The 22,294-nt window shown below is 68.4% G+C and carries 18 protein-coding genes and 1 tRNA gene; 9 read left to right on the top strand and 10 right to left on the bottom strand.

Annotated features, from left to right (window positions below):
- The first annotated feature begins 171 nt into the window (after window positions 1-171).
- Window positions 172-2,598 (top strand): MASE4 domain-containing protein, encoded by a 2,427-nt coding sequence (locus AC1MGR_RS08730; protein WP_480234323.1) that lies wholly within the window; start codon window positions 172-174, stop codon window positions 2,596-2,598.
- A 16-nt stretch (window positions 2,599-2,614) separates the two neighbouring features.
- Here AC1MGR_RS08730 and AC1MGR_RS08725 read toward each other — a convergent pair whose 3' ends face one another.
- On the bottom strand, window positions 2,615-3,823 hold the full coding sequence (locus AC1MGR_RS08725; protein ID WP_480234322.1) for an acyl-CoA dehydrogenase family protein: 1,209 nt from the start codon (window positions 3,821-3,823) through the stop codon (window positions 2,615-2,617).
- A 262-nt stretch (window positions 3,824-4,085) separates the two neighbouring features.
- On the opposite strand from AC1MGR_RS08725, the gene AC1MGR_RS08720 reads away from it, so the two are divergent.
- From AC1MGR_RS08720 to AC1MGR_RS08710, 3 genes are read left to right on the top strand one after another with little or no spacing between them, the layout of a single operon-like run.
- A complete protein-coding gene (locus tag AC1MGR_RS08720) occupies window positions 4,086-6,479 on the top strand; it encodes an ATP-binding protein (RefSeq protein WP_480234321.1) in 2,394 nt (797 codons plus the stop codon).
- 3 nt (window positions 6,480-6,482) lie between these two features.
- Window positions 6,483-6,947 (top strand): response regulator, encoded by a 465-nt coding sequence (locus tag AC1MGR_RS08715; protein ID WP_108034663.1) that lies wholly within the window; start codon window positions 6,483-6,485, stop codon window positions 6,945-6,947.
- A gap of 23 nt (window positions 6,948-6,970) precedes the next feature.
- Window positions 6,971-8,707 (top strand): response regulator, encoded by a 1,737-nt coding sequence (locus AC1MGR_RS08710; RefSeq protein ID WP_480234751.1) that lies wholly within the window; start codon window positions 6,971-6,973, stop codon window positions 8,705-8,707.
- A 24-nt stretch (window positions 8,708-8,731) separates the two neighbouring features.
- Here AC1MGR_RS08710 and AC1MGR_RS08705 read toward each other — a convergent pair whose 3' ends face one another.
- The 7 genes from AC1MGR_RS08705 to AC1MGR_RS08675 all read right to left on the bottom strand — a co-directional run bounded on the left by AC1MGR_RS08705 (window position 8,732) and on the right by AC1MGR_RS08675 (window position 15,804).
- Window positions 8,732-9,631 (bottom strand): NmrA family NAD(P)-binding protein, encoded by a 900-nt coding sequence (locus AC1MGR_RS08705; protein ID WP_480234320.1) that lies wholly within the window; start codon window positions 9,629-9,631, stop codon window positions 8,732-8,734.
- Window positions 9,632-9,752: 121 nt separating this feature from the next.
- Window positions 9,753-10,484: an MIP/aquaporin family protein gene (locus AC1MGR_RS08700; RefSeq protein ID WP_480234319.1), complete on the bottom strand. Its 732-nt coding sequence runs from the start codon at window positions 10,482-10,484 to the stop codon at window positions 9,753-9,755.
- Window positions 10,485-10,538: 54 nt separating this feature from the next.
- Window positions 10,539-12,044 carry a glycerol kinase GlpK gene (glpK, locus tag AC1MGR_RS08695; RefSeq protein ID WP_480234318.1) on the bottom strand — a complete coding sequence of 502 codons (1,506 nt, stop codon included), beginning with the start codon at window positions 12,042-12,044 and terminating at the stop codon, window positions 10,539-10,541.
- 83 nt (window positions 12,045-12,127) lie between these two features.
- Window positions 12,128-13,660, bottom strand: coding sequence for a glycerol-3-phosphate dehydrogenase (gene glpD, locus AC1MGR_RS08690; RefSeq protein WP_480234317.1), 1,533 nt, complete (start codon window positions 13,658-13,660; stop codon window positions 12,128-12,130).
- 86 nt (window positions 13,661-13,746) lie between these two features.
- Entirely contained in the window at window positions 13,747-14,580 is an 834-nt protein-coding gene (locus tag AC1MGR_RS08685; RefSeq protein WP_480234316.1) for a DeoR/GlpR family DNA-binding transcription regulator, read from the bottom strand.
- Between the two features lie 207 nt (window positions 14,581-14,787).
- Complete coding sequence (locus AC1MGR_RS08680; protein WP_480234315.1) at window positions 14,788-15,465, bottom strand: alpha/beta fold hydrolase; 678 nt, start codon at window positions 15,463-15,465, stop codon at window positions 14,788-14,790.
- A 262-nt stretch (window positions 15,466-15,727) separates the two neighbouring features.
- Window positions 15,728-15,804: transfer RNA gene (locus AC1MGR_RS08675), tRNA-Arg, on the bottom strand.
- Window positions 15,805-16,039: 235 nt separating this feature from the next.
- Here AC1MGR_RS08675 and AC1MGR_RS08670 point away from each other — a divergent pair.
- The 4 genes from AC1MGR_RS08670 (at window position 16,040) to AC1MGR_RS08655 (ending at window position 18,302) form a co-directional block, all read left to right on the top strand.
- On the top strand, window positions 16,040-16,456 hold the full coding sequence (locus AC1MGR_RS08670; RefSeq protein ID WP_480234750.1) for a VOC family protein: 417 nt from the start codon (window positions 16,040-16,042) through the stop codon (window positions 16,454-16,456).
- Between the two features lie 31 nt (window positions 16,457-16,487).
- Window positions 16,488-16,961, top strand: coding sequence for an SRPBCC family protein (locus AC1MGR_RS08665; protein ID WP_480234314.1), 474 nt, complete (start codon window positions 16,488-16,490; stop codon window positions 16,959-16,961).
- A 50-nt stretch (window positions 16,962-17,011) separates the two neighbouring features.
- Window positions 17,012-17,533 carry a VOC family protein gene (locus AC1MGR_RS08660; protein ID WP_480234313.1) on the top strand — a complete coding sequence of 174 codons (522 nt, stop codon included), beginning with the start codon at window positions 17,012-17,014 and terminating at the stop codon, window positions 17,531-17,533.
- Window positions 17,534-17,639: 106 nt separating this feature from the next.
- A complete protein-coding gene (locus AC1MGR_RS08655) occupies window positions 17,640-18,302 on the top strand; it encodes a L,D-transpeptidase (protein WP_108034654.1) in 663 nt (220 codons plus the stop codon).
- A 90-nt stretch (window positions 18,303-18,392) separates the two neighbouring features.
- Here AC1MGR_RS08655 and AC1MGR_RS08650 read toward each other — a convergent pair whose 3' ends face one another.
- Complete coding sequence (locus tag AC1MGR_RS08650; protein ID WP_108034653.1) at window positions 18,393-18,707, bottom strand: hypothetical protein; 315 nt, start codon at window positions 18,705-18,707, stop codon at window positions 18,393-18,395.
- Between the two features lie 221 nt (window positions 18,708-18,928).
- On the bottom strand, window positions 18,929-19,420 hold the full coding sequence (locus tag AC1MGR_RS08645) for a phasin (protein WP_108034652.1): 492 nt from the start codon (window positions 19,418-19,420) through the stop codon (window positions 18,929-18,931).
- A gap of 300 nt (window positions 19,421-19,720) precedes the next feature.
- On the opposite strand from AC1MGR_RS08645, the gene AC1MGR_RS08640 reads away from it, so the two are divergent.
- Window positions 19,721-22,249 carry a PAS domain-containing sensor histidine kinase gene (locus AC1MGR_RS08640; protein WP_480234312.1) on the top strand — a complete coding sequence of 843 codons (2,529 nt, stop codon included), beginning with the start codon at window positions 19,721-19,723 and terminating at the stop codon, window positions 22,247-22,249.
- The last annotated feature ends 45 nt before the right edge of the window (window positions 22,250-22,294 follow it).

The following is a 22,294-nucleotide window of genomic DNA, read 5'->3' as shown; positions in this document are numbered from 1 at the left end:
ATCGGAGCTCGACGCGTCCATCTGACTTCGCGGACACAGGGCGTCCCATTTCGAGGCACACGGTCGTCCGAAGCCGGACGAACCATGTCGCCCCGCACGGGATGGTGCTAGACAGGAAGCGGTCCTGTCGGCCGGGCGATCCGCCCTCGGCGCGCGGCCAGGAGCCACCTCGTGCCGGAACTCGCTGGCCCCCCAGGCCTTTCGACCCTGGCGGATGCCGGGACGACCCCCTCGCAGAGGCGATTCGCTGTTGCGGTCGCCACCGCCTTCGGTGTCCTCACGCTCGCCCTCCTCCCCATCGTGGCGGAGCCGGTCGGCGCGATGCCGGGATTCGTCCCGAGCTACCAGGCCGCGCTGACCACGGTCTACGCGGTCACCAGCTACCTGTTCTTCGCGCAATACCGGCGCACCCGCTCGGTACCGCTGCTGGTCCTCGCCGCCGGCAGCCTGTTCACGACGCTCATCGTCGCGGTCCAGCTCCTCAGCTTCCCGGGCCTGTTCGGACCGGGACGGATCATCGGCTCCGGGCCGGGCACCACGACCTGGCTCTGGACCCTGTGGCATGTCGGGCCCCCGCTCTTCGCCCTGCCCTACGCGATCATGGAGGGCGACGGGCGCCCGCGCCTCGTCCCGCGCACCCGCGTCGGAGCGGTCGGCGGCCTGACGGCCCTCGCCGTCGCGGCCGTCGTCGTCGCCCTGAGCTGGATCGTCGTCGGCTATGTCGAGTACCTGCCCCGCAGCGTCGAGGGCGACAATTACTGGCTGCTGACCACCTCGGGCGTCGGCCCGGCCGTGGTCCTTCTCACGGTGGCGGCCCTCGTGACCCTGTGCTGGCGCACGCGCCTGCGCACCGTGCTCCAACTCTGGCTCGCGGTCTCGCTGCTGCTCCTCGTCTTCGACAACCTGATCACCCTGCCGGGGGCGGCGCGCGGCACGGTGGGCTGGTTCGCCGGACGCCTGGAGGCCCTGGCGGCCGGGATCGTCGTGCTGGCGGTCTACCTGCGCGAGGTCGACATCCTCTACGGTGCCGCCGAGGCGGCCGCCGTCCAGAGCGAGCGCCAGCGGGCGGAGCTCGAGATTGCCCGGGACAACGTCGCGATCGCACTCGAAGCCGCCGATATGGGCAACTGGACTCTGGACCTTCGGACCGGGACCTCCGTGCGTACCCTGCGTCACGACCGCATCTTCGGCTACGACAGCCTCCTTCCGCGCTGGGTTCTGGCCGATTTCCTGGAACACGTGGTCGTCGACGACCGGCCGGTGGCGGAAGCCGCGATGGCGCGCGCGCAGGTGGACAACACCCTCTGTTTCCAGTGCCGCATCACCCGGGCCGGCGACGGCGCGGAGCGTTGGATCGACGTGCGCGGCCGACTCTATCGGGACCCGGATGGGACGCCCGCCAGCATGGCCGGCGTCGTGATCGACACCACCGATCGGCGGGAAGCCGAACAGCGCCTGAGCCAGGCGCAGAAGATGGAGGCGATCGGCCAACTCACGGGGGGCGTCGCCCACGACTTCAACAATCTCCTCACGGTCATCGTCGGAAACCTCGACATGATCGTGCGCCGGCCCGACAACGCCCAGCGGGTCGAGCGGCTGGCGACCTCGGCGATGACGGCGGCAAGGCGCGGCGCCGAGGTCACCGAGAAGCTGCTCTCGTTCTCGCGCCGGCAGGTGCTGCGGCCCGAGACGGTGAATCCCAACCATCTCCTCAAGGACTTCCAGGGCCTGTTGCAGCGCGCGGTCGGCGAGACCGTCGGCATCGTCCTCGACCTCGACGCGGCCCTCGATCCCGTCCGCCTCGATCCCGGGCAGTTCGAGAGCGCCATCCTCAATCTCGCCGTCAATGCCCGCGATGCCATGCCCAGTGGCGGCACCCTGACGATCCGGACCGAAAACCTCTCGGTCACCCCGGAGCGCCGCGCGGCCTGGCCCGACCTGACGCCCGGCGACTACGTTCGGGTCTCGGTCACCGATACCGGGCTCGGCATGGATGCGGCCACGGCCGCCCGGGCCTTCGAGCCGTTCTTCACCACCAAGGATGTGGGCAAGGGCACCGGCCTCGGTCTCAGCCAGGTCTACGGCTTCGCGCGCCAGGGCGGCGGGCAGGTCCGGGTCGCGAGCGTGCCGGGCCAGGGCACGACCCTCACCATCGACTTGCCGCGTTCGGCCGAGCCGGTGGTCCAGTCCGCCCGGTCGGACGTGCTCCTGCCCCTGCGTCGCGCCGCGGAGGGCGAGGTCGTTCTGGTGGTGGAGGACGAGGCCGCGGTGCTGGAGATGGCGGTCGAGAGCCTGTCGGAACTCGGCTACCGCACCCTTACCGCCACCCATGCGGCCGAGGCGCTGGAACGCCTGAAAGGACCGGAGCGCATCGACATCCTCTTCTCCGACGTTGTGATGCCGGGCGGGATGAACGGCGTCGAACTCGCGACCCATGCCCGCGCCCTGCGCGCCGGCCTGCGGGTGCTGCTGGCCTCGGGCTATACCGGCTCCGCCCTCGGCGAACAGGGGGTCCCCGTCGACCTGCCGCTCCTGAGCAAGCCCTACCGCCGCGAGGATCTCGCCGACAAGCTGCGGCTGGTCATGGGCGGGCGCTGAGGGCAACCGGGACCCGTCAGGGTTTCGGCAGCATCCGGTCGCTGATGATCCGACGCTGGATCTCGCTCGTCCCTTCGAAGATCGTGGTCAGACGTGCGTCGCGCCAGTAGCGCTCCACCCGGCGCTCGGTGGTGTAGCCGTTGCCGCCGTGAAGCTGCATCGCCTGGTTCGTGACCCGCACCGCCATCTCGGTGGCCACGAGCTTGACCATCGCCGACTCGCTCTCGGCCGGCTCGCCGGCATCGAGCAGGTGGGCCACCTGGTTCCAGAAGGCGCGCGCCTGCGCGACGTCGGCCGCCATGTCGGCCAGGGCGAAGCGCAGCGCCTGGAAGTCGCCGATCGGGTGACCGAACTGCTCGCGCTCCTGCAGGTAGGCCTGGCAATCCTCCAGGGCCGCCCGGGCCACCCCGACCGCGCGCGCCGCCGTGTGCACGCGCGCGATGTTGAGCCCCCTCTGGACCGAGGCGAAGCCGCCGGAATCCGCGTCGGCGCCCTGGTCGCCGTAAAGGCCGGTCAGGCGGTCACTCTCCGGCACGCGGACGCCATCGAGGTCCAGTTCGAAGGTGAGGAAGCCGTGATAGCCGATCTTGTCGATGACGCGGCCGGTCATGCCGGGCGGAAAGGTGCCGGGCTCCTTGACCACGAGAAAGGGTTCGAGCCCCGCCGACCGTGGCTCGCCGGGCTCCGGATCGCGGGTCCGGGCCAGGACCTCGACGAAGTCGGCGGCCTTCGCGAAGCCCGCCCAGCGCTTGGTTCCGGTCAGCACCCAGGTGTCGCCCTCGCGTACCGCCCGGGTCTGCACACCCGCGAGGTCCGAGCCGGCGGTGGGCTCCGAGAGCGCGATGCCGCCGATCCACTGTCCCCTCGCGGACTTCTCCAGGAGGGCCTTCCGCCGCTCCGGATCGAGGGTCTGAGTGCCGAGACCCTGGCCCCGCGCCAGGATGCTGCCCACGGAGAGCCAGGCCCGGGCGAGTTCCTCGGAGACGAGGCAGTATTCGAACACGCCGAGGCCGAGGCCGCCCTGCTCGGCCGGAATGGTGATGCCGAACCAGCCCTTGGCGGCCATCTGGTCGATGAGGCTTCGCGGCATCTCCGCCTTCTGCGGATCGAGGTCGTCCGCCAGCGGCATCACGACGTCCCGCGCGAAGGCACGCGCTTCGGCCTGGAGGCTCGCCCGGGCTTCGGTGCGCCACGGGGTCATCAGCTCCGGCGGAGTGGGTTCCATGCGCTCGCGCTTCGCCATGTCGTCCCCCCTGTCGTCGACCCGGCTGCGTTGGACGGGTTCGATCCTACTGGGAAGCTAGAGCGTCGCGATGCGATGTCGACCGAAGCCGGGATGTCGAATCATGATTGCAGGCGACCGACGATTGCGGGGCCTGCCGGATACGACGCGGTGCGGGAGTTCTCGCGGTCTGTTGTGGCCGCTGCGCATCGGGTCGCGTTGCGCCGCCTGCCCGATCCGCGTAACCAGCCGGCATATGGCGTGGATGACGGGGACGGTCAGGGAGGGAGCGGACGCTTTGACGGTGCATTCGCGGGGGTTGGACACGGGCTTGCCGCCCGACGAAGCGCTGACCGTCTGCGACCGGGAGCCGATCCACCGCCTCGGCACCCTGCAGCCGCACGGCTTCCTCCTCGCCCTCCGGGACCCGGACAGCCGGATCGTCCAGGCGAGCGCGAACGTCCCCGGAGGTGTCGAGGCCTGTTTCGGCCGACCCTGCGGGGCGGTTTTCCCGGAGCTGGCCGGCCTTCGGCTGGAGGGTGCGACGGAACCGGAGCGCGACGGCGCCCAGTACCTCCGTACCGTCACCCTGAAGACCCCCGAGGGCGCCCGCGCCTACGACCTCGCGATCCATCGCTCGGGCGGGCTCACCATCCTGGAATTCGAAGCGGTCGCGAGCGCCTTCGCCTCCGAGCACAGCCTCGACGCGCTCTATCCGCGCCTGAGCCGCTTCGTCGAGGGGCTGCACGACGCCGCTTCCGTCGCCGAGCTGTGCCATCTCGTGGCCGTCGACATTCGCCACATCACCGGCTTCGACCGTGCCCTCGTCTATCGGTTCGACCGGGACTGGCACGGCACCGTCATCGCCGAGGATGGCAACGGCGCCCTGCCCTCCTACCTCGACCTCCGCTTTCCCGCATCCGACATCCCGGCCCAGGCCCGGGAGCTCTACCGGCGCAACCGCCTGCGGATCATCCCCGATGCCGGATACGGGCCGGTCCCCATCCTGCGGCAGGCCGGGGAGGGCGCCGAGCCCCTCGACCTCAGCCAGTCGATCCTGCGCAGCGTTTCCCCGGTGCATGTCGAGTACATGCGCAACATGGGCACCATGGCGTCGATGTCGGTGTCGATCCTGGTCGACGGCGTGCTGTGGGGACTGATCTCCTGCCACAACGCCGAGCCCCGCCGGGTTCCGTTGCAGGCCCGTAACGCCTGCGACTTCCTCACGCGCATCTTCGCGTTGCAACTTGCCGCCAAGGAGCGTGGTGCGGAGGCCGAACAGCGCCTGCGCCTCGGGGCGATCCAGTCGCGGCTCCTCGGCTTCATGGCGGAGGAGGAGAACTTCCTCGACGGTCTGCTGAAGCATCCCGACGACGTCCTGGCCCTCGCCAATGCGTCCGGAGCGGCGGTGGTCACCTCGGATTCCTGTCGGCTCCTCGGGGCGACGCCGCGCGAATCCGAGGTGCGGGCGATCTACCATTGGCTCTCCAGCGGGCCCGGCGGCGCAGACCTGGTCGCCACCGACGCCCTGAGCGAAGACTATCCGCCGGCGCGCGCCTTCGCCGAACGGGCGAGCGGCCTGCTGGCGATCTCGATCTCGCAAAAGTATGCCAGTTACGTGCTCTGGTTCCGACCCGAGGTGGTGCGCACGGTGAAGTGGGGCGGCGACCCGCACAAGGCGGCGATCCCCGACCCCTCCGGCGGCCCGGAGCGCCTGCACCCCCGGCAATCCTTCGAGATCTGGAAGGAGACCCTGCAGAACCGCGCCCTCCCCTGGACGCGGGCCGAGACCGAATCGGTCAAGGACCTGAGGGCCTCCGTGCTTGGGATCGTGCTGCGGCGCGCCGAGGAGCTCGCCTCGCTGAGCGAGGAACTCCAGCGCTCAAACAAGGAACTGGAAGCCTTCTCCTACTCGGTCAGCCACGACCTCCGCGCGCCCTTTCGGCATATCGTCGGCTATTCGGAGCTGTTGCGTTCGCGCGAGGGCAGCCGCCTGTCCGACAAGGGGCGGCACTACATCAACACGATCATCGAGGCGGCGTTCTCGGCGGGCACCCTGGTCGACAACCTCCTGCGCTTCTCGCAGATGGGCCGCAATGCCCTGAACCCGGTCGCCGGCGATCTCAACGCTCTGGTCGAGGAGGTCCGGCGCGCCGTCCTGCGCGAGGTCTCGCCCGAGCGGACGATCCACTGGACCGTCGGACAGCTCGGACGGGTCAATGCCGATCCGGTGATGCTGCGGCTCGTCATTGAGAACCTGCTCTCGAACGCGATCAAGTACACCCGTGATCGGCCAGAGGCGACCATCGAGATCGGTCGTCTCGACGGTCGGAAATTCGAGGGCGCACAAGAGGACGATGGTGCGGAGCAGGCCGTCTTCTTCGTGCGCGACAACGGCGTCGGGTTCGACATGGCTTACGTCGACAAGCTGTTCGGGGTCTTCCAACGCCTGCACCGGGTGGAAGAATTCGAGGGGACCGGCATCGGCCTTGCGAATGTCCGGCGCATTGTCGAGCGCCACGGCGGCCGAACCTGGGCCGAGGGAGCCGTGGGACAGGGCGCGACCTTCTACTTCACGCTGCCGACGCCAAGGGCGGTACCCAATCCGAATGCCGCGAATCGAACCCGATCGACGCGGAACCCCAGAGAAACGCGCTGATCCATGCCCGATCTGAAGCCGATCCTCCTCGTTGAGGACAATCCGAACGATATCGAGCTGACCCTCGCCGCCCTTGAGAAGAGCCAACTCGCCAATGAGATCGTGATCTGCCGTGACGGCGCCGAGGCCCTCGACTTCCTCTACCGCCGCGGCGAATTCGCGGACCGCGATGCGCGCGACCCGGCCGTCGTCCTCCTCGACCTCAAGCTGCCCAAGGTCGACGGCTTGGAGGTCCTTGCGCAGGTGAAGGGCGATGTCCGGACCCGTGCGATCCCGGTCGTCATGCTGACCTCTTCGCGAGAGGAGACCGACCTCGTCCGGTCCTACGACCTCGGGGTGAACGCTTTCGTGGTCAAGCCCGTTGGGTTCACGGAATTCTTCGAGGCGATCCAGGATCTCGGCGTGTTCTGGGCGGTGCTGAACGAGCCGCCGCCGCATCGGGGAGGAGGTTGGCCATCGAACACGTGACGCAGCCCAGGCCCGATCAGGTGATGCAGGACGAATTCAGTCCGGCCCTCCTGAAAATCCTTCTTCTCGAAGACAGCGACCTCGATACGGAGCTCCTCGGTGCGGTGCTCGACGATCTCGGGCATCCCTATACGATCGACCGGGTGATGACCGCGCCGGACTTCACCGCCGCAGCTGCGTCCTGCAGGCATCACCTCATCCTCGCCGACTACGTCTTGCCGACCTTCGACGGCCTCAGCGCCCTCGCCATCGCGCGAGCCCAATGCCCCGGCACGCCCTTCGTCTTCGTCTCGGGCACCCTCGGCGAGGATGTGGCGGTGGAAGCCCTGAAGCGAGGCGCCACCGATTACGTGACGAAGCAGCGCCTCGACCGCTTGCCCCGGACCATCATGCGCGCCCTCGCCGAGGCGCGCGCCCATGCCGAGCGCGAGCGCGCGCTCCAGGAGCTCCGCGACCTCAACGCGACCCTGGAAGCCCGTGTCAAAGGGCGCACGAGCGATCTCGCGGCTGCCAATGCCGAGTTGCACCGGCAGATCGCCGAGCGCGAACGTGTCGAGGAGGCCCTCCGCCAGGCGCAGCGGCTGGAGGCCGTGGGGCAGCTCACCAGCGGCGTCGCCCATGATTTCAACAATCTGCTGACGGTGATCTCCGGCAACATCGAATTTCTGGAACGGGCCATCCCCGACGAGCGGTCTCAGCGCCGGCTTCAGATGATGCGCGGGGCCGCCGATCGCGGTGCGCGCCTGACGGCGCAACTCCTCGCCTTCTCGCGCCGACAGCGCCTCGAGCCGACGCCGGTGGAGCTGAACCAGACCGTCGCGTCCATGCGCGACTTGCTGCAAAGCTCGATCGGCGGTGCGGTGCGTATCGAGATGATGCTGCAACCCGATCTCTGGTCGGCCCTCGTGGATGCGACGCAGATTGAACTCGTGATCCTGAACCTCGCGATCAATGCGCGCGACGCCATGGCGGTCGGTGGCTGCCTCACCATCGAGACCGCGAACGTGACCCTGTCGCAGGCTCCTGCCCGTCCGGAGGAGCCGGCGCCGGGCGAGTACGTGATGCTGGCGGTGAGCGATACCGGCACCGGAATCATGCCGGAGGTCCTGGCCCGCGTCTTCGAGCCGTTCTTCACCACCAAGGCGGTCGATAAGGGATCGGGCCTCGGCCTCGCGCAGGTCTACGGCTTCGTGAAGCAATCGGGCGGTGGCGTTCGCATCGATACCCGTGTCGGCGAAGGCACTTCGGTGCGTATCTACCTGCCACGGGCGGAGCCCGCCTCCCCCGCCCGCGAGGTGACCAAGGTAGTGATCGACTGCGCCGAGCAGCGTCGGACGGGAGATCGTCCGGTGGTCCTCGTGGTGGACGACGATAGCGCGGTGCGGGAAATCACGACGTCCATCCTGTCCGAGAACGGCTATCGCATCCGCGAGGCGGGATCCGGCCTTGCTGCCCTCACGGCCCTCGAAGCCGATGCGTGTGTCGACCTGATCGTTCTGGACTTCGCCATGCCGGGCATGAACGGGGCCGAAGCAGCCTGCGAGATCCGCCTTCGCTGGCCGCATCTGCCCGTGATGTTCGTCACCGGATACGCCGATACCGCGGCATTGATGCAGGCGGGCGAGGTCGGCGCCGAGCGCATCGTTCAGAAGCCGTTCCAGCGCGGGGAACTCGAGCGTAAGGCGGCCGCCATCCTTGCCGAATCGTCCATCGGCCCGGCCGGCCTGCGCCTCGTGATCGGCCAGCGCCACTCCGCCTAAGGCTACCGCGTATCGGTCAGGGTCTCAGGCGCCGGCCGAGAGGGTCGCCCGCGCATCGATCCACGGCATCGGGCCGTAACGGTCGTTGTCGAGGGGCATCAATCGGCCTCGTCCGCTGGCCATGTCGCGCAGGTACTGCATGCCCTGCCAGGCCGGGAATACGGCGTTGCCGGTCGGCGTCACGGCGCGGACGATCCGGATCAACAGGCTGAGCCGGTCGAGGCCGCCGGCCCGCCAGAGGCCGTACCGCCGACCCGTCAGGTCCGTCATGATGGCTGCCAGGGCGCGCGGCGTCACGGTATCCCCGGCGATCCGCAGGATACGGGGGGCATCCGGATCGAGGGCGACCGCCGCCGTGTAGCGCGCGACATCGTCCTTTGCGGTAAAATCCAGCGGCTGGTCGGCATCGCCCCAGTAGAGGATGCGCCGCGGCTTCTGCAGGACGATCGGCGCCTCGCCCGTGAGGAGGTCCGCGAACGCGCCGTTGAGGATCGAGGTCGCTCGGATCGGTGTACGGTCGACCCGGTCCATGAAGCGGCGGCGCAGGTCGAGGTTGCGGTTGTCGCCTGGCCGTGTGCGGGTGAAGTCGAGGGAGAAATCCGAAGGAATGATGCGTGGGACCCCGGCGGCGACCGCAGCGTTGAGCAGCCGGCCCTGTGCTTCGAGGATGACCGGCTCCAAGCCGTTCAGGGCCGAGACGAGACAGGCGGCTCCCTCGCAGGCGCTCGCGAGCGACCGTGAATCCGCGTAGTCGACGGCGACTGGCGTTACGCCGGACGGAAGATCCCGGTGTGCGATGCCGACCCGCACGAGGGCTCTGACGTCCGCACCCTGCGCCACCAACGCCCGTGCGATGCGGCCGCCGAGATCGCCCCCGACGCCCGCGAGCGTGATGGTCTGCGCGGACGGGATGGTCGACGTCATGGGCGATCATCGTCCTGTTTACGCCGGTCGCCGACGGGAATTGCCCGGGATGCGGCCTCGCCCTCAAGGTAGGGGCGAAGTCCGAAAGTCCAGGTCTTCACCGACGATCGAGGCATGGCGCTCAGAAGCCGATGACCCGGATGAAGAGCGCGGCGAGGACGGCACCGAGGGCCGGGCCGGCCACGGGGGTCAGGGCATAGGCCCAGTCCGAATCGCCCTTTCCGGCGATGGGGAGGATCGCGTGCGCGAGGCGAGGCCCGAGGTCTCGGGCCGGATTGATGGCGTAGCCCGTGGTTCCGCCGAGAGACAGGCCGATCCCCCAGACCACCATGCCGACGAGGTAGGGTGCGAGGCCGGTGGGGATGGTGCCCGCTGCGCCCACCGTCCGCGACAGCAGGGCGCTGATGATGAGGATCAGCAGGAACGTGCCGATGATCTCGCTCATCCAGTTCGCGCCGGCGCTCCGGATCGCCGGATCGGTGCAGAAGCAGGCCCGCTTCGCCCCCTGGTCCTCCGTGACGGCCCAATGCGGCAGGTAGTGCAGCCAGACGACGGCTGCGCCCAGGAAGGCACCGATCACCTGCGCAGGCACGTAGACGAGGAGCTTGCTCGCGCTCCCGGAGGTGATCGCCGCCGCGATCGTCACCGCGGGGTTGATGTGCGCGTCGGGGCTGCCCGTCGCGGTGGCGACGAAGATCCCGGCCAGGACAGCGAAGGCCCAGCCGGCCGTGATCGCGATCCAGCCCGCGCCTTCCGCCTTCGAGCCGCGCAGGAGTGCCCCGGCCACGACGCCGTTGCCGAGGATGATCAGCACCATCGTGCCGAGAAGTTCGCCCAGGAACGGCGAGGTCATGGCATGTCCTCCGAAGTCTTGTTCTGTCTTTAGATGATCGATGCCGTGACGGGCTCAGTCGTCCTGCATGTCCCAGTCGAACGAGCGCTTCACCGCTCGGCCCCAGGCCGCGGTGATGCGCTGGCGCTGCGTCGCGTCCATGTTCGGCTTCCAGCGCCGGTCGACTCCCCAGTTGCGCACGAGGTCGTCGGTGCTTTTCCAGTAGCCGGTGGCGAGGCCGGCGGCGTAGGCGGCGCCCAGGGCGGTGGTTTCCGTCACCTTCGGCCGCACAACCGGCACGTCGAGGATATCGGCCTGGAACTGCATGAGGGTCACGTTCGCGACCATGCCGCCATCCGAGCGCAGCTCGCGCACCGGGATACCGGAATCCTTCTCCATCGCCTCGAGCACTTCGTGGGTCTGGAACGCCGTCGCCTCCAGGCAGGCCCGGGCGATGTGGCCGCGATTGGCATAGCGGGTGAGGCCGATGATCAGGCCGCGGGCGCCCTCGTTCCAGTGCGGCGCGTAGAGCCCCGAGAAGGCGGGCACGAAGTAGACGCCGCCATTGTCTTCCACGGTGGTGGCGAGGCGCTCGACCTCGGCACTGTCCTCGATCATGTGCAGGTTGTCGCGCAGCCACTGCACGAGGGCGCCCGTGATCGCGATGGAACCTTCCAGCGCGTAGACCGCGGGTGCGCCGTCGAGCTTGTAGGCCAGCGTCGTGACGAGCCCGCAGGTCGAGGGGACCGGCGTCTCGCCCGTGTTCATCAGTGCGAAGCAGCCGGTGCCGTAGGTGTTCTTCGCCTCGCCCGGCTGGAAGCAGGTCTGGCCGAACAGGGCCGCCTGCTGGTCACCGAGGATGCCGGCGATCGGCACCCCGGCGAAGGGCACGCGGGTCTCGCCGTAGACCTGGGAAGACGAGACGATCTCCGGCAGCATGGCGCGTGGAATGCCGAACGTGGCAAGCATGCCCTCGTCCCAGGCCAGCGTCGCGAGGGACATGAGTTGCGTGCGGCTGGCGTTCGTCACGTCTGTGATGTGGAGGCCGCCATCCGGGCCGCCGGTGAGATTCCAGACGAGCCAGGTGTCGATATTCCCGAACAGCACGTCCCCGGCTTCCGCCTTCTCTCGAGCGCCTTCCACGTTGTCGAGGAGCCAGCGCAGCTTCAGGCCCGAGAAGTAGCTCGCCAGCGGCAGGCCGGTGAGAGCCCGGAAGCGATCGCGGCCGCCGTCGCGCGAAAATTCGGTCACCAGGCGATCGTTTCGGGTGTCCTGCCAGACCAGCGCATTGTGCAGCGGGGCACCCGTGCGCCGATCCCAGATCAGGGTGGTCTCACGCTGGTTCGTGATGCCGATCGAGAGCAGATCCTGCGGCGTCAGACCGGCGCCATCGAGGGCGTCCTGCATGACGGCCTGGGTGTTGTGCCAGATCTCCATCGGATCGTGCTCGACATGGCCGGGCCGCGGGTAGATCTGCGCGTGTTCCCGCTGCTTGCAGGAGATGATGCGCCCTTCGCGATCGAAGACGATGAAACGGCTGCTGGTGGTACCCTGGTCGATGGCGCCGACATACTGAGACATGTCTGTCTCCTCCCTTTGAAGGTTTGTCGAAGATGCCCGGGCCGGTCTTCGGGCCGGCTTCGGCGGATGAAGGATCGGTGGCCTCAGGCCGCTTCGGCCTTCTGCGCGACGTAGGCGGCGAGACGCGCGGCGCTGTCCGGGCTCGTGCGCAGGCCGAGCTTCGAGCGGCGCCAGAGGATGTCCTCCGCGGACCGGACCCACTCGGTGCGAATGAGATAATCGACTTCGGCCGCCGTCAGTCCGCCGTCGAAGGCCTCTCCGAGGTCCGCGAGACTGCGGGCGCCTTTCAGGATGCTTCGCGCTTCCGTCCCGTAGGCACGGGCGAGGCGCCGCGCGGTCGTGGCCGGGAGGAAGGGCGCCTCCCGGCGGAACTGCGCCAGGAAGGTCTCGAAATCCGCATCCGGCATCGCTCCGCCCGGCAGGACCGCGTCGGCGGTCCAGGCTTTCATGAGCCCCGGGAAGTGCGGCGCGATCTTCTCGATCGCGTGCTCGGCGAGGCGTCGGTAGGTCGTGATCTTACCGCCGAAGACCGAAAGCGCCGGGGCCCGGTCACCGGCATCGTCGAGGTCGAGAACGTAGTCTCGGGTGACCGCCGAGGCGTTGGCCGCCGCATCGTCGTAGAGCGGTCGCACGCCGGAATAGCTCCAGACCACATCCTTCGGCTCGATCGTCTTCGCGAAGGAGCGATTGATGCAGTCGCAGAGATAACGCGTCTCCTCCGGCGAGATCGTCACCTTTCCCGGCTCGCGCTCGTAGGGCACGTCGGTGGTGCCGATCAGGGTGAAGTCGTGCTCGTAGGGAATGGCGAAGATGATGCGCTTGTCGGGCTGCTGCAGGATATAGGCCTGATCGCCCTCGTAGAGCTTCGGCACGACGATGTGGCTGCCCTTGATCAGGCGAACCGCAGCGCGGCTGTTGACCCCGAGGGTCGTGCCCAGCGTCTCGCTCACCCAAGGTCCGGCCGCATTGATGACGGCCTTCGCCCGGACGCTCTCGGTCTGTCCCGTCTCGACGTCGCGAAGCGTCGCGGTCCAGGATCCATCGATGCGGCGCGCCGACTCGACCCCGGTCCGCGTCCGGATCTCGGCCCCCCGCGATCTGGCATCCATCGCGTTGAGCACGACGAGGCGACTGTCCTCGACCCAGCAATCTGAATAGACGAAGCCCTTCTGGAGCCGATCCTGCAGAGGCGTCCCCATCGGGGATGTTCGCAAGCGAACCATTTCCGAGCCCGGAAGCGTGCGCAGGCGCGCGAGATGATCGTACAGGAAGAGGCCGATCCGCAGCATCCAGGCCGGGCGCAGGCCCTCGTCGTGCGGGAGCACGAAGCGCAGGGGCCAGATGATGTGCGGCGCCAGCCGCAGCAGGCGCTCCCGTTCGGCGAGCGCCTCCCGCACGAGGCGGAACTCGTAATATTCGAGATAGCGCAGCCCGCCATGGATCAGCTTCGTGCTCGACGACGAAGTGAATTCCGCGAGATCCCCCCGCTCGCAGAGCAGGACCGAGAGGCCGCGTCCGGCCGCATCGCGCGCGATACCCGTGCCGTTAATGCCGCCGCCGATCACGAGCAGATCGTAGGGAGCGCCGTCGGCCCGCGGGATCGATCCTGCCGTCATGATTCTCCTCCAGCCCTCGTCTTGCGCTAAGGCTGGCAGGATATTGCTTCACTCCAGAATTTTCGCAAGCGAAAATATGGATTTCGCTAGGCGCCTTCGTCTTCGGTCAATTCGAGTTTCACCCCGTGGCGTTCCATCAGGGCGCCGATGTCCGGCGGCGGCGGCCGATCCGTGAAGAACGTATCGATCTGCTCGAGGCGTCCCACCTCGACCATCGGTCGGCGCGCGAACTTGGTATGGTCTGCCACGAGGAAGGTCCGGCGGGCATGCGCGAGGATGGTCTGCGTCGCCCGCACCTCCTCGTAGTCGTAGTCGAGCAACGCCCCGTCGGCGTCGATGCCGCTGATTCCGATGACGGCCACGTCGACTCGGAATTGACTGAGCGTATCGCAGGTGAGTTGCCCAAGGACCGCCCCGTCGCGGTTTCGCATGGTGCCGCCGGCCACGACGATGCGAAAGGCGGTCGACGCCGCCAAGCCGATGGCGACGTTGAGGTTGTTGGTGATGATGCTGAGGTCGTCGTGGCGCACGAGTTCACGGGCCACCGCCTCGGTCGTGGTGCCGATATTGAGGAAAACCGAGCAGTGCGACGGGATGTGGGTCGCGGCCAGGCGGCCGATCCGCGTCTTCTCCGACAGCAGCGTGGTCCGGCGGTCGGCGTAGTCGATGTTCTCGACGCTGGAGGGGAGGCCGCCTCCCCCCCGGTATCGCTCCAGTCGCCCGTCAGCGCTGAGTTCGTTGAGGTCGCGTCGGATCGTCTGGACGGTCACGCCGAAATGGTTCGCCAGGGCCTCGATGGTCACGAAACCGCGTTGGCGGACCATGGCGACGATCGCGGTGCGGCGCAGCTCGACCGCCGGTGCTTCGCTGCGATCGATCGCCTTGCGCTCGAAACCAGTCCGGTCGGGTGGACGCGTCATGCAAACTCCGGTTGTTTCCGCACGCCGATCATCCCTGTCGAGATGTTTGAGGTTACCGCGCGGTTTTCGGAAGCGAAAGACATTTGCGGGAAGGATTCGCCCTGATCTTCCAAATCTCCCTCCGTCGACATTGCGTCGTCGTCGAAAGTCACCATCGTCGAGTGCGCGTCTGGCGATAGCTGCATGATATTTCGATACGCTGCGAGCTCAGTCGCCGAGGAGCCATAGCCTCAAAGCGTGTGAAACCGCGTGGGGTTGCTCGATCGGTGTCATGTGCCCGGCCTTCGGCACGATCACGAGACGCGCGCCCGGATTCAGAGCGGCCATGTCCCGGTGAACCTCCGGAGGTGTCACGGCATCGCTCTCTCCGCACAAGATAAGCAGAGGCCCGGTGAAACGGCGCAGGATCGCGCTTCCGTCCTTCCGTTCGATGGCATTCTGGCGAATGAAGACTTCGGGCCCGAGCCGTTCGGTCATTCCCCGGATGCGCGCGACGATGTCGGCCTCGTCGAGATGGGCCGGGTCGAGATAGGTCGCGAGCAACCGATCGCCGAAGCCGTGGAATCGGCCGGGGATGCGGGCGGCTTTGTCGAGGGCGCTGCGACTCGCGCGCCGCTCGGGCACGTCGGCCCGAAACGAGGTGTCGAGGAGGGCGAGACGACTGACCCGATCGGGAGCGCGCCGGACGATCTCCTGCGCCACGTATCCGCCGAGTGAGAAGCCCGCCAAGGCGAAGGTCTCCGGTGCCGCGGCCAGCACGGTCTCGGCAAGGTCCTCGAGCGTCCCGCCGCGTGTCAGGTCGCCGACCGTGCACGCCGCGATGTCGGAGAGGGCCGTGACCTGATCCCGAAACAAGTCCGCGTCATTGAGGAGACCGGGCAGCATCACGAGCGAGATCATGGCAAGTCCCTCATTGTTGTGGACCTGCCGCTCGAGGCCGAGCGCAGCGAGACGATCGGATCGGGCATCAAGTCACAGACATCCGGGGCGGCGAGCTCGATCCTGCGCTTCATCGGCACTTGCGTCTTGCGGACTGGTTTCGTCGGCTGCGATGAGGGCCCGGGGCGGCGATTCACCGGGGCGGTGAACGACCAACGGCAGGCCGCCCCTGAGTGCCGGTGCTGGCCCGGCGAGGACGGACGCGATGTGGCGACCCCGGTTGGGCTCGAACCAACGACCTGCCGCTTAGAAGGCGGCTGCTCTATCCAGCTGAGCTACGGAGTCGGGGGTGCCGTTGCCCGTAAAAGGCATGGGTGCCGCCCGGGGTCAAGCCTTTCGGTCTAGGGTGGTGAGGGCCCGGTTTTCGGCTCGCGACGATGGGTCGGTGAACGCGTTCCAGAGCGTCACGCAGAAGACCGCTTGAAAAATTGCCACCGGCCCTGTGGGATGCCGAGCCATCGTCGCGGGCAAGCACGCCGGGATCGGGCGGGCGTCTGCGGCCGGAGCGGAGAACCTGATGATGAGCAGCGCGAATCAACCGGACGGACCGGCCCCGGTGAAGGGGGGGCTCGTGCCATACCTGACGGTGGCGGGCGCGATGAAGGCGGCGGAATTCTACGTCCGCGCTTTCGAAGCGGAGATCATCACTGCGATGCCCGTCGACGATCAGGGCCGGACGATGCACGTGCATCTCCACGTCAACGGGGCGTCGCTGATGCTGGGAGACGCGTTTCCCGAGCACGGGCATTCGCTCCAGCCGCCCCAGGCCTTCGCCCTGATGCTGATGGTGGACGACATCGATGGGCGCTACGCCCATGCCGTCGCGGCCGGCGCGACCGCCGTGATGCCGCCGGCCGACATGTTCTGGGGCGATCGCTACGGCCAGCTGCGCGACCCCTTCGGGGTGCTCTGGGCCATGAACCAGCAGAAGCGCTGACCTGCCTGCTCCCCCGCAACGCCTGACGCGGATGGCTGCCATGACCGACCCGACCGAACGCGACCTCGTCCTCACGTGCCTCATCCCCGCGGCCCCCGCCGCTCTCTATCGCTGTTGGACCGAGCCGGATCTGATCAAGCTCTGGTTCGCGCCCGCGCCGTTCGTGGTCTCGGAGGCGGAGACCGACCTCCGGCCGGGCGGCGCGACCCGGATCGTCATGCGGGGTCCGGACGGCGCGGAATTTCCGAGCGCCGGAATCTACCTCGAACTGGTCGAGAATGCCCGGATCGTCTTCACGGACGCCTATGTCCGGGCCTGGGAGCCGTCGGCGAAGCCGTTCTTCACAGGCATCATCACCTTTGCGCCGGAGGGCGAGGTCACTCGCTACACCGCGCAGGTGCGGCACTGGTCGGCGGACGATTGCGCGGCTCACGCCGCCATGGGCTTTCACGACGGCTGGGGCCGCTGCGCCGACCAGCTCGCCGCGCTGGCCGCAACACTCTAGCGCAGGCGATCCCGGCCGCGTCTGAGGCCGCCAGATGGAGGCACGAAGTCATGTCGGACGACCGCGCCATGGTCAGCGAAACAGTCGGTCCCTGCCCCGTCAGCACGTGCCTCTGGTACGCGCGTGATGCGGAAGCGGCGGTCCGCCACTATGTCTCGCTGGTCCCGGACTCCCGGGTCGATCATCTCCAGCGGGCTCCCGGCCCCTGGCCGGGCGGCGCGCCGGGCGACGTGATCCTGATCCGCTTCACCCTCGGCGGCCAGCGTTTCCAGGCCCTGAACGGCGGTGTGGCAGCGGATTACGGAACGGCCGCCTCGATCTCGGTCTCCTGCGCCGATCAAGCGGCGGTCGACCGCCTCTGGACGGGGCTCGTGGCGGATGGCGGTTCGGAGATCCAGTGCGGCTGGCTGCGCGATCGCTGGGGCGTGCCCTGGCAGATCGTTCCGGAAATCTTGCCGCGCCTCCTCGCCGATGCCGATCCCGCCGTGGCCGACCGGGTCTTCACCGCAATGCAGTCCATGGTGAAGCTCGACGTTGCTGCCCTGCTGCGCGCGGCGGAAACGACGGATTAAAAACCGGGGGCGCCGTAAAAATGACGGAATCCGCACGGGCCGTGGAACCACTCTCCCATGCTTACGCTTGTATAGCAAAGGTTACGGCATAGGTAAGGGATCCAACATGAAGACCTTGGCGACCGCCCTCACAGGCATACTCGGTGTCTGCGTCCTCTCCACGAGCCCTGTTCTGGCTGCTCCCTATGATCCGTTCGGCACCAATGCCAGCGAGGATTACTATTCGTCTGATCCGGCCTACGGCTACGGCCGCACGACCGACGATCCGTACGGTTACCCGGGTACGGCCGGACAGGGCTACCAGGCAGCGCCCCAGGCGCAGGTCGCTCCGATCCCACGCGAGATCGTGGCGTTCACCGGAAACTACAAGCCGGGCACGATCGTGGTGTCCACGGCCGAGCGGCGCCTCTACTTCGTGATGCCGAATGGCGAGGCTCTCCGCTACGGAGTCGGCGTCGGTCGTCCGGGCTTCACCTGGTCCGGTGTGAAGACGGTGACAGCCAAGAAGGAGTGGCCGTCGTGGACGCCCCCGGCCGCGATGATCGCCCGTCGCCCCGACCTGCCGCGCTACATGGCCGGCGGCGTCGAGAACCCGCTCGGCGCGCGTGCCATGTATATCGGCAATACCGAGTACCGGATCCACGGCTCCAACGAGCCGGATACCATCGGGCAGGCCGTGTCGTCGGGCTGCATCCGGATGACCAACGAGGACGTTACCGACCTCTACGAGCGCGTGAAGGTCGGCGCCAAGGTCGTCGTTCTGAACTGAGGTCCCGGGACAGGGACGGACAAGCGAAGGCCACGCCATCCGGGAGGATGACGCGGCCTTCGTCGTTCGTAGCATCGGATGAAGCGTCGTTCAGGGGACCACGCGCCCGACCGCGGTCTGCGGCGGGCTGAAGGGCGCGATCGGCATGTTGCAGAAGCAGCGCGCGCCGAGGGGGCGCGGACCTGGCAGCGGGCAGGAATAGGGCTGGTAGCCGGTCAGGCCCGACTGCACCGCATCGCAGTTCAAGCCGGCCTCGCGACGGGGCGGCAGGCGGCGCTCGTCATAGGCGCGGCGCGGCGGGGGACGGTCGTAGCCGTCGTCGTAATACTGCGCGCTGGCCCCCTGGGCCGCGAACAGTCCGGCGAGGACCGTCAGGATCAGACTGCCTCGGGAGATACGTCGCATGGTCTTACGTCCTCGTTGACAGCGCCGGTCCGGGACACGCCGGCACGGCGGAGCGACAGGGTTAGGAGACCCGCCCGGCACGGGCAAGTCGGGTGATGGGCAACGGTCATCCCACACGGTGCCCTCGCACACAGTTGGGCCCGAACGCGAAACAGCCCGCTCGGCCGGGAGGCGAAGCGGGCTGCGAGGGGCGAACCGCGCGGTCGGCGCGGGATCGAGGATCAGGAGTTGGTGGCGTTCCGCATGGCCTGCTCGGCGTCGCTGCCGGCCTTGCGAGCGGCTTCGGAGCCCTGCTCCATTGCCTTGCGGGCGTGCTCCGCGCCCTCCTGCATAGCGCCCTTGGCCTTCTCGGCGCTCTGTTGCATGGCCGTCTGGGCGAGACCACCGAACTCCTTGGCCTGGGCCTGGATCGCGGCGAACTGGCTGCGCACGAACTCGGCCTGATGCTGCATCGCTTCCTGCAGGTCGCGCGAGCGGACGAGCTTCTGGGCGAGGTCGAAGGCCGCCGTCACGTTCTGCTCGGCGAACTCGAAGCCGCGGGCGGACACGTCCTGGGCATTGGTGCGCGCCATCTCGGCGGAGCCCTGAACGGTGTCGGCGGTGCGGCGGGCGGCGCTGATGAAAGTGTCGAAGGCCTTGCGGGCCTGATCGACGCTTTTCTCGGCGAAATCGCGCATCTCGGCGGGAACCTCGTAATTCGGGGTGCTGCTCATTATCCTCTCCTCGTTCTCAATTGTTGATGGCGTGTTGTGCACTGCACAATAGCACAGCTCCAGCCCTATGCCACCCTGCTCGGGCGCATTAAGGTTGACAACAGGTAAACGTGCGGCGGCCCCTCTCGTGGCTTATGGAGAGGCGGTGACGCGGTAAAAAGGACGTCACGTCCCAAGATTCGTCACGCGAAACAGGTGCGGATGTTCGAGAGTGGAGCCTCAGGGCCTGGCGGAAACGATGACGAGGCGATCCAGGCGGCTCTGCGTCGATGCGCGGATGATTCGCGCCTCGGCGCGCGCATGAGCGATTCGCAGTCGGCGGTACTGCTGCTCGATGCGGAGGGGACGCAGATCCTGCACGCGTCGCATCAGGCCGCGAGCCTGCGGGACGGCATCGGCGGAGTGGACGGCCGGGTCGATGTTGGGCTCAAGCTCGGGGAGCAGATCGCGCGTGCGCGCCTGCCCCTTGACCAACCTTTGCTGATGCGACTGCACCTCGACGCTCGCCGTCTCGCCGCGCCGGTACTGGCCAGCGTGATGCGGGTCTCCCTCACCGGGTCGCGCGACGCCGTCGTGCTCGTCTTGGACACGTCTTCGTCGACGCTGCTGCGGGGTCTCCGCAGGCGCCGCGATCCCGGTACGGCGGAACCGACCCTGCCTCCGATCGCCGAGCCGGACGCGCCGGATGACGCGAACACAGCCGTCGTGTCCGAACCGGCCATCGCGGCGGGGGAGGCCATCGTCGCCCGGCAGCGCTTCACCTGGGAGAGCGACGCGGCTGGGACGATCCTCCACATCTCGCATGAGGCCGGACCGGCCTTGCGGCAGCGCCTCGTGGGGCGCACCTGGCAGGCGCTGGCGGATGCGGACGTGCTGCGCGATGCGGGTGGCCTGCTGACCGCCCTTGATCGGGGCCGGACCTTCCGGGCGATCCCCCTCACGTTGATCGGCGCCGACGGCGCCACCTGCGACCTCGAAGTGTCCGGTGCTCCGAAGAACCGGGCCGGCGCGGGATTCCGCGGCTTCGGGCAGATCCGGTCGGTGACGGATCCGATCGTGGCGCAGCCGGCCCCCGTGGTCGCGGCGGCGCCCGCACCGCCGCTGCCTCCCGACGCGGTCGTCTCCCCTCCGCCCGCGGCCTCTCACATCGACGGCGATGCGCCGGCCGACACGGCACCCGACAGGCCGCTCGAGTCCGCCGATCCGCACCTCTCGAGCCACGAGCACGCCGCCTTCCGCGAGATCGCACGCGCTCTCGGTGCCCGGTTCGCGGGCGATGAGCGGTCGGATACGGAGGCCGAGCCCAGCCTGCCCTGCGCGGTGATGCCGTTTCCGGTCCCGTTCGCGCGGTCATCCGACGAGCAATCACCCGATGCCGCGATGGTGGCGACCCTGGAGCGCATTCCCTCCGGCGTGCTCGTCTATCGCAACGACACCGTGCTGTTTGCCAACCAGCCCCTTCTCCGCCTCGTCGGCCACGCGACGCGGGAGGATCTCACGGCGGCCGGTGGGGTCGCACACCTCTTTGGTGGCCTCGATCCCCAGGCCCGCCCGGCGGGTGAGGCACCCCTGATCCTGACCACCCGCGACGGCGGACGGGTCAGCGTCCTGATCGAGCATTCCGGCCTGGATTGGGCCGGCCGCCCGGCCCATCTCCTGCTCGCCCGCGATGCCGAGCCGAGCGAGGAGGCCCGCGCCGCCACGGCGGCCGCGATCGCCCAGGATTTCGCTGCCCGCCACAGCGTCGATGCCCGCGCGGTGCTCGATGCGCTGGACGACGGCATCGTGCTGCTCGATCACCAGGCCCGCATCCTGTCCCTGAATCGACGGACCGCCGAGACGTTCGGGCTCGATCCGCGCGAGGTGGTCGGCGCGAGTTTTCTCGGCCTGTTCGCCTCGGAGCATGCCGTCGACCTCCTGGCCCGCCTGCATGCCGAGCCGGGCACGGAGGTCCGGGACGAGATGCCCGTGACGGCGCGTGGCACGAGACGGCGCCTGCGCGTGAAGGTGCTGCCGCTCTCCGGAGATGCGGAGGAACGCGTCTGCGCCGTGATCCGTGACGACTCGGCACCCGCCGACCGCAGCGGGGCCGACCAGCGGAGTTCGAGCGCGGCGCGGGAGGCGATCCCGCCCCAGGCCGAACTTCTGACTCGGGTCGGTCAGACCATTCAGGCGCCGGTGAAGCAGATGCTCCATGCGCTCGAAGGCGTCATGCGGGAGACCGTCGGTCCGGCGGGATCCGAGCCCTACCGCGCTTCCCTGCAGGAGGTGCACGATTCCGGCGCGCGCCTGCTCGATCTCGTGACCGACGTGCTGGACCTGGCTCGGCTCGAATCCGGGACAGTCGACCGCGTCGTCGCGGATCTATCACTGAACGAGGTGGTGTCGCGCTGCGTCGCCCTTCTGCACCCGGAGGCCGTCCGACGGCGCATCGTCCTGCGTACCAGCTTCTCCACCGATCTGCCGCGCCTCTCGGGCGACGAGCGTTTCGTGCGGCAGGCGACCATGACCGTCATTGCGAATGCGATCGCGCTCACCGAGGCGGGCGGGCAGGTCATCGTATCGACGTCGCTCGCGGATCGCGGGGAGATCGCGCTGCGCATCCGCGATACCGGTGCCGGGATGACGGCGGCCGAGATGGAGGACGCCCTGCATCCGTTCCAGTCGGGCCTGCCGGTCGAACCATCCCGCGGGACGGGGCTGGGGCTGCCGCTGACCAAGGCCCTGACCGAGGCCAATCATGGCCGATTCCGTATCTCCAGCCAAAAGGATGAGGGAACGCTGGTGGAGATGCTCTTTCCCGTGCCCGGGGCGACGAAGCGGGCTTGATACCGCGCCGGTGCCGCTGCAACCGGGCCTCGCAGCGCGCGTTGG

The sequence above is a fragment of the Methylobacterium sp. BI1 genome (assembly GCF_056680125.1).
Note: the sequence above shows the minus strand (reverse complement) of the source record. Positions and strands in the feature narration are given on the sequence as shown.